Annotated in this window: 12 protein-coding genes; 5 read left to right on the plus strand and 7 right to left on the minus strand. The window is 36.5% G+C overall.

All coding sequences use genetic code 11. From position 1 onward, the window contains the following. Positions 1 to 13 precede the first annotated feature (13 nt). The 3 genes from A6A10_RS03210 to greA all read right to left on the minus strand — a co-directional run bounded on the left by A6A10_RS03210 (position 14) and on the right by greA (position 4,153). Positions 14 to 1,672 carry an amino acid ABC transporter ATP-binding/permease protein gene (locus A6A10_RS03210; protein WP_121122041.1) on the minus strand — a complete coding sequence of 553 codons (1,659 nt, stop codon included), beginning with the start codon at positions 1,670 to 1,672 and terminating at the stop codon, positions 14 to 16. Continuing rightward, positions 1,665 to 3,413 carry an ABC transporter ATP-binding protein/permease gene (locus tag A6A10_RS03215; protein WP_121122040.1) on the minus strand — a complete coding sequence of 583 codons (1,749 nt, stop codon included), beginning with the start codon at positions 3,411 to 3,413 and terminating at the stop codon, positions 1,665 to 1,667. The genes A6A10_RS03210 and A6A10_RS03215 overlap by 8 nt, the downstream gene beginning before the upstream one ends. A gap of 263 nt (positions 3,414 to 3,676) precedes the next feature. Beyond that, positions 3,677 to 4,153 carry a transcription elongation factor GreA gene (gene greA, locus A6A10_RS03220; RefSeq protein WP_121122038.1) on the minus strand — a complete coding sequence of 159 codons (477 nt, stop codon included), beginning with the start codon at positions 4,151 to 4,153 and terminating at the stop codon, positions 3,677 to 3,679. Between the two features lie 153 nt (positions 4,154 to 4,306). Here greA and dacB point away from each other — a divergent pair, with 153 nt between their 5' ends. Continuing rightward, positions 4,307 to 5,749, plus strand: coding sequence for a serine-type D-Ala-D-Ala carboxypeptidase (gene dacB, locus A6A10_RS03225; RefSeq protein ID WP_121122300.1), 1,443 nt, complete (start codon positions 4,307 to 4,309; stop codon positions 5,747 to 5,749). A gap of 83 nt (positions 5,750 to 5,832) precedes the next feature. Here the strand turns inward: dacB and A6A10_RS03230 are convergent, their stop codons facing one another. Both A6A10_RS03230 and A6A10_RS03235 read right to left on the minus strand, forming a co-directional pair. Further along, positions 5,833 to 6,222, minus strand: a complete 390-nt coding sequence (locus A6A10_RS03230; RefSeq protein ID WP_229583616.1) for a copper resistance protein NlpE — start codon at positions 6,220 to 6,222, stop codon at positions 5,833 to 5,835. A 30-nt stretch (positions 6,223 to 6,252) separates the two neighbouring features. Further along, positions 6,253 to 6,561: a DciA family protein gene (locus A6A10_RS03235; protein WP_121122036.1), complete on the minus strand. Its 309-nt coding sequence runs from the start codon at positions 6,559 to 6,561 to the stop codon at positions 6,253 to 6,255. Between the two features lie 114 nt (positions 6,562 to 6,675). Between A6A10_RS03235 and secM the strand changes: the two genes are divergently transcribed. From secM to mutT, 3 genes are all read left to right on the plus strand, one after another. Next, on the plus strand, positions 6,676 to 7,005 hold the full coding sequence (secM, locus tag A6A10_RS03240; protein ID WP_121122034.1) for a secA translation cis-regulator SecM: 330 nt from the start codon (positions 6,676 to 6,678) through the stop codon (positions 7,003 to 7,005). A gap of 104 nt (positions 7,006 to 7,109) precedes the next feature. Then, positions 7,110 to 9,818, plus strand: a complete 2,709-nt coding sequence (gene secA, locus A6A10_RS03245) for a preprotein translocase subunit SecA (RefSeq protein ID WP_121122032.1) — start codon at positions 7,110 to 7,112, stop codon at positions 9,816 to 9,818. Positions 9,819 to 9,997: 179 nt separating this feature from the next. Beyond that, positions 9,998 to 10,417, plus strand: a complete 420-nt coding sequence (gene mutT / locus A6A10_RS03250; RefSeq protein ID WP_121122030.1) for an 8-oxo-dGTP diphosphatase MutT — start codon at positions 9,998 to 10,000, stop codon at positions 10,415 to 10,417. Positions 10,418 to 10,450: 33 nt separating this feature from the next. Here mutT and yacG read toward each other — a convergent pair whose 3' ends face one another. Next, complete coding sequence (gene yacG, locus A6A10_RS03255) at positions 10,451 to 10,633, minus strand: DNA gyrase inhibitor YacG (RefSeq protein ID WP_121122028.1); 183 nt, start codon at positions 10,631 to 10,633, stop codon at positions 10,451 to 10,453. Continuing rightward, on the minus strand, positions 10,633 to 11,259 hold the full coding sequence (coaE, locus tag A6A10_RS03260; protein ID WP_121122026.1) for a dephospho-CoA kinase: 627 nt from the start codon (positions 11,257 to 11,259) through the stop codon (positions 10,633 to 10,635). Before coaE ends, yacG begins: the two co-directional genes overlap by 1 nt. A gap of 161 nt (positions 11,260 to 11,420) precedes the next feature. On the opposite strand from coaE, the gene A6A10_RS03265 reads away from it, so the two are divergent. Continuing rightward, complete coding sequence (locus A6A10_RS03265) at positions 11,421 to 12,725, plus strand: acetyl-CoA C-acyltransferase (RefSeq protein WP_121122024.1); 1,305 nt, start codon at positions 11,421 to 11,423, stop codon at positions 12,723 to 12,725. The last annotated feature ends 7 nt before the right edge of the window (positions 12,726 to 12,732 follow it).

Raw genomic sequence — 12,732 nt, forward strand, 5'->3', positions numbered from 1 at the left:
GGTAACTCACCGCTTAAGACATTCTTCCATTGGCGATATGGATCACTTGATCGCAAATAGACATGGTTGATTCCCTGTGGCTTACTAAGATAATCAGTTTGTCAGATTTTTCTTTGAGTAATGATTGAAGAATAATGGCTTCGTTCAAGCTATCTAAATTACTGGTTGGTTCATCCAGTAAAATGATAGGAGCATTATGTAAAAATGCACGAGCAATACCAATTCGTTGTTTTTCCCCATCAGATAAGCTATTTCCTAGCTCGGTGACTTTCGTGTCATAACCTTCAGGCAAACTCATAATAAAATCGTGAATCGATGCTTTTTTAGCGGCTTCGATTACTTGTTCTTTAGTTGCTTGGCGGTGTGCCATCACAATATTTTCGTAAATACTTTCATTGAAAATATAGGTCTGTTGGGTGATATAAGCCATATTATCACGCAAGTTGTGCGTGTTAATTTGGGTTAAATCTGTGCCATTGATTTGGATTTTTCCCGCTTGTGGATCGTAGAATCGCATTAATAGCTTAAGCAAAGTACTTTTCCCACTACCACTACGTCCGTGAATCCCTAAGATTTGTCCCTTATTTAATGAAAATGAAAGGTTAGATAAGATCTGTTCGTTTTCATAAGCGAAATCAACATTTTCAACCTGAATACGTTCAATATTTTCTAGATCTTTACCCTTTTCGACATCTTCTAAATTTGGTTCTTCCGAAAGTAGAGCAAGCACTCGTTCGCCACTGGCTAGGGTTTGCAGTAAATTATTTGAGAGGTTGCTCAAGGCAATAACGGGTCCATAGCTCGACATTAATAAAATGACTGCAATTAATAATCCAGAGAAACTAATTTGTTGATAAGCAAATAAAATTAAACCCACAAATAGAATAAGAATATTAAAAATAGAAACGGCAAATTCAGTGTAAGAGCGTACTTTACCTTCTTGATTTTTAATTGCTAAGAATGCTTTATCAATATTTTGGCTACGTTGGTTAATTTCTGTTAAGCGTTCATCTTCATTACCAAATAATTGGATCTCTTTCATTCCTCTAATACTATCAAGGAAATAGTCATTCATTTCGCCGACTAATTCACGATATTGACGTCCACTTTCACGTCCCATTCTTGTGGTGATGATTGGCAAGATAAAACCAATGGTGACATAAGCCAATAAAGCGACTAAGGTAAACCATAGCGAGATATGCGAGAACACCAGCAAGAGAACGATTGAAGTTAAAATAGCAATCATCACAGGGGCGATGGTATGTGCATAAAAGACTTCAAGTAATTCAATATCGTTTGTGACTAAAGATAATAATTGTCCCGATTGTTTGCCTTGTAATTTGACGAAGGCTAATTTACGCAATGCAGAAAAGACTTTATCACGTAATAATGCAAGCAATTTAAAGGCAATATAATGCCCTGACATTTGTTCAAGGTAGCGTAAAATTCCCCTCGCAAACGCAAGCACAACAAGTAAGGTTAAAATAGTTGAAAAACTGAGATGCGTTTGGATATCTAGTAGATTAATCAAACCCATTGCACCAAAGACAATAATAAATATCGCCGCAAGGAAACCTAACACGCCCATAATGATGGTAAATGTCATAATATGCGCAAGCGGAGTGACTAACTTCATCAGTTGCCACATAATGATAAAACCATTTTTACGCATGGCTTCCCCCTAGTCTGATATTTTCCAGATTTCTTTGTTGATTAAACATTTCTGCATAAAGTCCATTTTTATCCATTAATTGAGTATGTTTGCCTTGTTCAGCTAATTGCCCTTTATCAAGCACATAAATTTGATCGGCTTGTGTTGCATTGGCAAGGCGGTGTGAAATCATAATGATCGTTTTTTCTGCTTTTAACTGCTGGATAAAATTCAGAATGATCTCTTCACTTTCCACATCAATGTTACTGGTCGCCTCATCAAAAATATAAACTTGAGCGTTGTGTAATAAGGCTCTCGCTAAGGCTAAACGTTGAATTTGACCGCCTGATAAATTACTACCTCTGCTTAATAGCATCATGTCTAATCCACCATTCTCACGCACGAAATTATCTAAATTGACCTGTGCTAATACTTGGTAGATTTCCTCATCAGAGGCATTAAGATTTGCCATCAGCATATTTTCTCTGAGCGTGCCTTTAAACACATAGCTACTGTGGCTAACGAGAGAAACTTTTTGATAGAAAGAATGGCGGTTAATATCATCTTGGTTTTGTTGGTTAAATAAAATTCGACCTTGCTGTGCATGGTAGAATCCCATTAATAGTGACACCAAGGTTGATTTTCCTGAACCACTTTTACCCACAAATACCGTTAATTGACGAGGTTTGATACTAATATCTAATCCATTGATTGCCGTTTTTTCTGGCGAGTAAGCAAAATGAAGTTTTTCGATATTGATAGTCACTTCATCCGCATCTACAAAATCACTTGTATTTGGATTTTCTTCAATCGGAGTATCAAGCAGAGCAAATATTTTATCTGATGCTGCTTTCCCATTCATTGCCACATGGAAAAATGAACCCAGTAAGCGTAACGGAATAAAGAATTCAGAGGAGAGTAAAATAAATAAAATTACGCCGAAGATAGTTAAATTATCCGCTTGGAATTGTATCAATGCGGTAATGATCCCGACTGCTGCACCACCATAAGCAAGTAAATCCATAATGGATACAGAGTTTAATTGCATGGTCAGTACCTTCATTGTAATGGTACGGAAGTTTTCTGCCTCAATATCCATTTGTTTTGCTTTGTAAGCATCATCTTGATAGATTTTTAAAGTAATTAATCCTTGTAAATTATCTAAAAAACTACTGCCTAAACCGACATAGATCGCCCAATATTTTTTTAATAAGCGTTTGGCAATTTTATTGACAGCTATGATCGACATTGGAATTAATGGCACACAGACTAACAAGATCAACGCAGTTGAAGCATTGAAAAAGAATAGAAACGCAAACAAGGTTAGCGGTGCTAGTAGGCTATAAAAAAGCTGAGGTAAATAACGCCCAAAGTAAATTTCAAGCTGTTCAACCCCTTCCGATGCAACTTGAATGATAGAGGAAGTTGATTGTTGATTGACTTGATTTAATGGCATTGAAGAAATTTTTTGATAAATCAAGGTACGAAGTTGGTGTTTGACTTGTGTACTGGCTTTGTAAGAGGATTGAATCACTCTTTTCCCAGCAAAAGCGCGTAAGCCAAGACTCAGTAATAAAATGATTAAAAATAGTATGGCGTTGAAGATGGAAAGCTCATGGTTAAAGGCTAATTGTAAGCAGAAAGCAAAGACGACTGCACTAATAATACTGCCGACCAGCGATACCCAATTCCATAGTACATTGATAGCAATCCATTTTTTGCTATCGGGTACAGTATTTATAAGACGCTTATCTATCATCATAGAATTTTACTCCTTAATTCTATTCTATATAGAAACCTAAATATCCTTGAGGTGCTGTTTTAGTGTTCCTCAAGTTGAGTGAATAGAAGCATAAATAATTAATGTGACAACCTATTTAATTTCCAGAATGGAAACTAAGACGACAAATTTCCCAATTGAACTTGGGGAGTATAACTTATTTTGAATTTAAAAAATCTGTACCTTAATCAGTTAGTGGGAGTCTAATTTTTCAGGTACAGATAGAAACGAATTGCAAAGAGCGACTAGATATATTGAACTTCAATAATATCAAATTCTACGTTACCACCAGGGGTCTTGATATTAACGGTATCATCAATTTCTTTTCCGATTAATCCACGTGCAATAGGTGAATTCACAGAAATACGACCTTCTTTGATATCCGCCTCATCATCGCCAACAATACGGTAAGTAACTTCCTCATCTGTATCTGTATTAATTAGAGTGACCGTTGTACCAAAGATCACTTTACCGGTGTTTGGGATTTTTGTGACGTCAATTATCTGAGCATTTCCTAGTTTACCTTCAATTTCTTGAATTCGGCCCTCACAGAAACCTTGTTGTTCACGTGCGGCATGGTATTCCGCATTTTCTTTTAAATCACCATGCTCACGTGCTTCTGCAATAGCCTTAATAATTTCTGGACGACGAACATTTTTTAGAAAATCGAGTTCTTCTCGAAGTAATTCTGCACCACGAACAGTCATTGGAATTTGTTGCATTATTTTTATTTCCTTGCAATGTGTGTTAGTAAATGGTTGCAAAACTATGCAAAAGAAGAGCAAAGTTTTAGCAAAAAATCAATAGTTGTGTATTTACGAACGATTATTAAAGCCGTATTATTCATTTTCTTTCAGAAAATATCAACTACCATTATGATTTCATCTTTATACAAATTACGTCCATTATATATAGGGTTTGCTCTTAGTCTCTCAACGCTGAGTTATGCAAAGGTTAATGTCGATAGCTTATTACCTATCTTACCTGAAGGTACCTCAATAGGATTTATTGCAAAAAATATAGATACACAACAAATTGTGGCAGAGTATCAAAGTCAGACCTTTATGCTCCCTGCGAGTACACAAAAAATCTTTACTGCATTGGCTAGTCGCCTCACTTTACCCGACAGTTTTCGTTTTGAAACTGCTTTACTCAGTCGTGGTACAGTAAAAAATGGCGTATTAAATGGCGATCTTATTGCTCGTTTCACAGGAGATCCAACGTTAAAAAGTCAGCAATTAAATCAACTTGTTACACAGTTAAAACAACAAGGGATAAACAAGATTCAAGGTAACTTAATTTTAGATACGTCCGTTTTCGCTAGTCATGATAAAGCACCGGGCTGGGTTTGGAATGATTTAAGCATTTGTTTTAGTGCGCCTGCGGCGGCAGTAAATATTGATAACAATTGTTTTTATGCAAACTTAGATGCAAATCAATCGGTTGGTAAGCCAATCAAAGTAAGTGTACCAAATTCATTGCCAGTGCAAGTGATCAGCTATGCTTATGTTGCAGATAAGAATGATGCAAGTTATTGCCAGTTAGATGCAGAGATGGGCGAGAATAATCGCTACTATGTGAAAGGCTGTTTAGCAAGACAAAGTAAGCCATTTAGCTTACATTTTGCGATCCAAGATCCGACGGGTTATGGCGTCAATATGTTGAGAGCTGATTTAGCTAAAGCAGGTATTCAGTTTTCTGGACAAGCACAGGTGGCCAACAGACCACAACAAGGCAAACAGTTAGCCGTACATTATTCAGCACCTTTATCTGAATTGTTAAAAACGATGATGAAAACATCGGATAATCAAATTGCAGACACCTTATTTCGAACTATCGCTAATCAGCAATCCCATAGACCAGCCTCTTTCCCATTGGCAAGCCAAGAGGTACATAATGTACTGACGAACCAAGCTAAAGTAGCATTAAAAAATAGTACCTTGGCCGATGGTTCTGGATTATCTCGCCATAACCAAATCAGTGCAGAATCTTTATTAAGTGCATTGGAATATATTGCAAAAAATGATCAAAAATTGCATCTGCTTGATACCTTACCGATCGCAGGTGTCGACGGCACAATGTCAAATCGTGAATCCGTAGCGAAATCCCCTTTAGATAAAAATATGATCGCTAAAACAGGATCATTAAAAGGAGTCTATAATTTAGCGGGGGTAATGAAAAATAAACGAGGCGAACGCATTGTCTTTGCTCAATTAGTCAATGGATATGTAACCTCGCCAGACCCCGAAAAAAGTGCGAATAGAAATCCGCTAACGCAATTTGAAAATAAGCTGTATATGGCGTTGTATAACGATTAGAACCCTTAATAGAGCTAAGTTATTTTTTAGAAAAAAGGCTATATTGGCAGATATAGCCTTTTATGAGGGCATTTAGTTTAATACTAATTAATTTTTGATGACTTGATTTTTTCAAGTCTATAATTTATGCCACTTCCTGGTGGATTACCTTCCGCATCATATAACTCAATATAATTATCTGTAACATGTAATGTCAAATTTTGAGAGTTACTTAACTTAATGATATCATTTTTTTGAGAATCCCACTCATAAGTCCCTGTTTCAATGAATGGATATTTTTCTGTATTTTTGAAGAATACAGCATTGTATTCATAAGTTTTGTCATTATTTAATACGATATTCGCTGCAATTTTTTCACAGTCAGCACAAGGCAATGTTCCTTGATAAGTTCCTGAAACATCTTTTTTCGGTAGCAACGAACAGGCACTTAATAATGCTGTAATGCTGAGTACCGCTATTGTTTTCATGTTCATAGATAATGTCCTCTTGATAGGAATAAAATTCTAGATAGGTTTAAAATCAGGATTAACTCTCAACTCTAATTGCGTGATGTGAGGAAATTCTGCTTGCACCAGTTTAAGCAAAAAAGCACGTTGTAGCAAGAAACCCTGACGAACAGAAGCATTTTTTACATCGATAGTCACCGCATCATGATGGATATTGGTTACCCTAAACAGAGGTTTAAATTGTTCGGGCAGCTGATATTTAAGTTGTTCATTCAGCGTATTAATTTTATTAGTTTTTTGTACAATTTTTGATAAGCTCGAATTTTCTAAGACTTCTATGATATTTTTAACTGGTTGAGTTTTCATCTTTTTATCGTATCCTCGGCTAATTTTTAGATAGAATGTCTTAATTATTGAGATATTCTACAAAAAGTATCGTATAATCAACCCAATATTTTTAAATAGAATAGTTGTATTTTCATGGGATTTTTTCGTCAATTACATCGCTCACCATTTTGGTCGCAATTACTTTTAGGTATTGTGGCGATTCTGGTCTTGCCTGAAACCCAAGCGATTTTACGAGAAAATGCAACCAATGCTGAAATCAATCAACAAATTATTGCAGAGGCATTAAGTGAACACGCTTCTACAAAAAATGTTGATCATCAACATATTCATTTATTAAATAACACTATTCCTATCACTGACAATGTACGACAACCGGTTAGTTTTCGCAAATTTTTTGTAGGATCTTACCGCTCTATTATCAGTGAAATCCCCCCAATTCGAGCAGGTCCTTTTTTTAGTTAATTTAATGATTAATTGTATTTAAGTACAGTTAGATCTAGATATAGGTGTTCAAATCTATGTCTTTGAATTTTTTTGATGAATAAAACTAAATTGGAAAGGATTTTATGATAACAAAATTAATGACTTCTATTTTCGGAAGTAGTAACGACCGTACATTACGCCGTTTGAACAAACGTGTGGTACAAATCAACAAACTAGAACCTGAATTTGAAAAATTAACCGATGATGAATTAAAAGCCAAAACAGCTGAATTTAAACAACGTTTGGCGGATGGCGCTTCATTAGATAGTTTATTACACGAAGCTTTTGCAGTCGTGAGAGAAGCAAGTAAACGTGTCATGCATATGCGCCACTTTGATGTGCAGATGATTGGTGGGATGGTTTTAACTAATCGTAATATTGCAGAAATGCGTACAGGGGAAGGGAAAACCTTAACTGCAACTTTACCTTGTTATCTTAATGCCTTAACAGGGAAAGGTGTTCATGTTGTGACTGTGAATGATTACTTAGCACGTCGTGATGCGGAGACTAATCGCCCATTATTTGAATTCTTAGGTTTAACTGTTGCGGTTAATGTGCCTGGGTTACAGCCCGATGAAAAGCGTGCAGCTTATGCAGCAGATATTACTTACGCAACCAACAGTGAGTTAGGCTTTGATTATTTGCGTGATAATTTGGCACATACTAAAGAAGATCGTTTTCAACGTCCATTACACTATGCATTAGTCGATGAAGTGGATTCAATCTTAATTGATGAAGCACGTACACCATTGATTATTTCGGGTCCTGCAGAAGATGCAACTCAAGTTTATCAAGCCATTGACCAAGTAATCCCACACCTTATTATGCAAGATAAGGAAGATTCTGAAGAATACACAGGGGATGGCGACTTTACTTTAGATCTTAAAAACAAACAGGCTCATTTAACCGAGCGTGGTATGGTTAAAGTTGAAGATCTTTTAACAAAAATGGGATTAATGTCTGAAAATGAGAGTCTTTATTCCCCTGCTAGAATCGGCTTATTACACCACGTTTATGCTGCATTAAGAGCGCATAAATTATTTGAAGTAAATGTCGATTATATTGTTAAAGATGGAGAAATTGTGATTATCGACGAACACACAGGTCGTACAATGGCAGGTCGTCGTTGGTCAGATGGTTTACACCAAGCAATCGAAGCAAAAGAAAAAGTACATATTCAAGGTGAGAACCAAACTGTTGCTTCAATTACCTATCAAAATTATTTCCGTTTGTATGAAAAATTAGCGGGGATGACAGGGACAGCGGATACAGAAGCTTTTGAGTTCCAACAAATTTATGGTTTAGATACTGTTGTGATTCCAACCAATCGTCCAATGATTCGTGACGATAGAACAGATTTAATGTTCAAAAGCGAACCAGAAAAATTCCAAGCGGTTATCAAAGATATTCAAGATTGTATCGCTCGCCAACAACCTGTGTTAGTCGGTACGATTTCAATTGAAAAATCGGAAGCGCTTTCAGATGCTTTAACGAAGGCAGGCATTCCGCATAAAGTATTGAATGCTAAATTCCATGCTCATGAGGCAGAAATTGTGGCAGATGCAGGTTATCCAGGGGCTGTAACCATTGCGACTAACATGGCGGGTCGTGGTACCGACATTGTATTAGGTGGTAACTGGAAAGCTGAAGTAGCGAAATTAGAGAATCCAACGGAAGAACAAATTGAAGCAATCAAAAAAGCGTGGGAAGAACGTCACGATATCGTGATGAAAGCGGGTGGTTTGCATATTATTGGTACAGAACGACATGAATCTCGCCGTATTGATAACCAGTTACGTGGCCGTTCAGGTCGTCAAGGTGACCCTGGTTCATCACGTTTCTATCTCTCTTTGGATGATGCATTGATGCGAATTTACCTTAACGAAGGTAAGTTGAATATGATGCGTAAAGCCTTTACCGAAGAAGGCGAAGCGATGGAGTCTAAATTACTGACAAAAGTGATTGCCTCAGCTCAAGCAAAAGTGGAAGCACATAACTTTGATGGACGTAAACAACTTTTACAATATGATGATGTGGCGAACGAACAACGTAAAGCCATTTACGAACAACGTAATCATTTATTAGAAACTGATGATATCTCACCAATGATTGATACGATTCGAGTGGATGTCTTCAATGCGGTGATCGATCAATATATCCCACCTCAATCTATCGAGGAAATGTGGGATATTGAAGGGCTTGAAAATCGCTTGAAAAAAGAGTTCTCAATGGATCTTCCTATTGCACAATGGTTAGATGATGAGCCAGATATTCATGAAGAGATTATTCGTGAGCGTATTGTTGAGATCGCAAAACAACAGTATGAAGAAAAAGAAGCGTTAGTCGGTTCTGAAATCATGCGTAACTTTGAAAAAGGTGTGATGCTACAGAATTTAGATGAACTATGGAAAGAGCATTTATCTGCAATGGATTATCTACGTAAAGGGATTCATTTACGTGGCTATGCACAAAAAGATCCGAAACAAGAATATAAGAAAGAATCTTTCGAAATGTTCACCAATATGTTGGATCTGTTAAAAGCAAATGTCATCAGTATTCTAAGTCGCATTCAAGTACGAAACCCAGAAGAAGTTGAACAGGCTGAGAAAGAACGTATAGAGAATGCAGAGGAAGAAGCGACCCATTATGAAGAAGAGGGCGCGGAGGAGTCAGAAAAGGCTTTAACTGATGAAGAGTTAGCTAACCTCAAAATTGGTCGAAATGAGCTTTGTCCTTGCGGATCGGGTAAAAAATATAAACATTGCCATGGAAATAAAGCAAAATACGCTTAGTAAGTAGAGTGTTTAGATAAGTAATAAGCGGTAAGATGAGCTGAATAAAAGGCAAATCTTACCGTTTTTTATAGTGTGAATTTTTTTATAGAGATTTGGTTTTTTTATAATAATTTGATAGTGTATACACTGTCTATTTTTGTATAACTTTAACTAAAAGGGTAAAAAAACAAAAAATAATGGAAGAGCATAATTCAAAACCTATCGTGCGTGTTGCAGCAGGTATCATTCGCAATGAGTTTGGACAAATTTATTTAACACAAAGGCTAGAAGGGCAAGATTTTGCTCAATCTTTGGAGTTTCCTGGTGGTAAAGTTGAAGCAGATGAAACTCCAGAGGAAGCACTGAAAAGAGAATTAGAAGAGGAAGTTGGGATTGTGACTTTAAGTGCTTTTCCTTATGAACATTTCTCTTTTGATTACCCAAATAAAATTATCGAGTTTTTCTTTTATTTAGTTGAAGAATGGGCGGGTGAGCCTTTCGGTAGAGAAGGGCAAGAGGGATTTTGGATTGAGCAATCTTCACTAGAAGAAGGTCAGTTCCCTCCCGCAAATACAGATTTAATTCGTAAACTTAAATCAGACATCTGTTGTAGATAAATTCAAATCTTTTTACCTAATAATAAGTGAAGGTTAGCAATCTATTTCATCTTCAGCGAGATGAAATCCTTCACTTGTTCCTGCGATATATTTTTTCTCATCAGCCCACTCGCCGAGATCAATTAGGCGGCAGCGTTTACTGCAAAAGGGTCTAAATTTACTTTCTGGAGACCAAACCACTTCTTTATTACAGGTCGGGCAATTTACGATTGTCATTATGCATTATTTCCTTTCTGTTTGGCGAATTGTAAGTAATGTTGATGTAATTGAAGTACTTTTTGCTTAATTCCTTCAATACCTTTTACTAAATCTTGATTGTTTTCAATAATGTCATCAGCATAATTTAATCGAGTTGTTCTGTCCACTTGTGAAGCCATAATCTGCTTGATTGTTTCTACTTTACTTTGATCTCTTTTACTTGCTCGTTCTAGTTGAATTTCAGGTAGCACATCGATCACTAATACGCGATCACAGGAAGAAGTTAATTTGTTTTCGATTAACAATGGTACGACCCACATGACATAAGGGTAGTCAGCATTTTCTAGTTGCTTATCCATTTCGGTACGAATAGCGGGATGTAATAAATTATTCAGCCATTGTCTTTCATTTTCATTAGCAAAGACAATTTGACGAAGTGCCCTACGATCTAATTCTTGAGAATCTGTTAAGATTTGATCGCCAAAATGATTTACGATTTCAGCCAGTAATGGAGAGCCTTTTTCGACAACTTGGCGGGCAACCACATCCGCATCAATAACAGGTACACCTAATTCCATAAATAGATCAGCAATAGTGCTTTTCCCACTGCCAATTCCTCCTGTTAATCCGACAACATACGTCATATTTTCTCCGTTTGTATTTAAAAGTCGTTACATTCTAAAACTTTTTACAAAAAAATAAAAAAATCTGACCGCTTTTATTGGTTTATCTCCTCGAATTTTAAATCAACATGTTAGAATGAGGAAAATTTGAATAAAGATGAACAGATGTAAAAGGAGCCAGTATGGCGACACAAAATCTTTTTAATGCCCAAGGAGAACGAATTGCGATTGTTTCAGGGCTAAGAACTCCTTTTGTGCAAAGGGATGGTGCATTTAAATCATCTTATGCAACCGATCTCGGCACAATGGTAACAAACGAATTATTAAGTCATGTTGAAATTGAACGTCACCATATTGAACAACTTGTATTTGGTCAGGTAATTCAGCAACCTGATATTCCAAATCCTGCTAGGGAGATAGCTTTAGCATTAAATATGCCGTATTTGCAGTCTTATACGTTAAGTAGTTCATGTTTATCGGGTTTACAGGCAGTGGCAAATATTGCAGGCAGTATTATCAGTGGAACAATTTCTGCGGGTATTGCTGGCGGAACAGATTCAATTTCAAATGCGCCTTTTAGTATTAGCCCAAGAGTTGTTCATAAATTAAAAGCCATTTTTAAAGCGTCAACAATTGAAAAAAAATTTGCGCTTTTTCGAGAATTTTCGTGGAGAGATTTAAAACCTCATGGTGTGAATTTAAAAGATTATATGACCCAAATGTCTGTTGCTGAAATTTCAGAACAAATGGCTCAGGAATATCATTTAAGTAGGGCTGAACAAGATGAGTTTGCACGATATTCACATGAAAAAGCAGTAAATGCTTGGAAAATAGGGGTTTTAAAAGGGGAGGTTATGCCTTCATTTCCCCTGCCGTACACTGATGCAGTTATATCTGATACGATAATTCCTTCAGCTAATAAAATGAAATATTATGATAAATTTTCGACTATTTTAGGAAAATCTTATGCAACGGTGACTGAAGCGAATATGCCTAGACCTGTTGATGGGGCTGCTGCTGTGATGTTGATGAGAGAGAATCAAGTAAAAGAATTAGGCTTAAAGCCCCTTGGTTATATTCGTAGTTATTCAATTATTGGTAATGATATTTGGCACAATATGTTTATGGGGGCGACAGTAGCAAGTAGTCAAGCACTTGATAGAGCAAGAGTTAGTTTAAAAGATATGGATTATATTGATATTCACGAAACTTCAGCCAGTCAAATGCTCGTTAATCTTCGTTTATTTGAATCCAATGAATTTGCAAAAAATCAACTTAATCGAACCGCTTGTCTTGGTGAAATCGATCAAGATAAATTAAATCATTTAGGCGGTTCAATTGCATTTGGTAATCCTCGTGCGGCAACAAGTTTACGTATTTTGATTCAATCATTAAATGCGTTAAAACGAAAAGGGGGCGGTATGTCTCTTATTGCCTCAAGTGGATTAGGTGGGTTAGGTGCGGCGATGGTGCTTGAAAGTGAATAAGGAAGAA

The sequence above is a fragment of the Otariodibacter oris genome (assembly GCF_009684715.1).
GTDB lineage: Bacteria > Pseudomonadota > Gammaproteobacteria > Enterobacterales > Pasteurellaceae > Otariodibacter > Otariodibacter oris.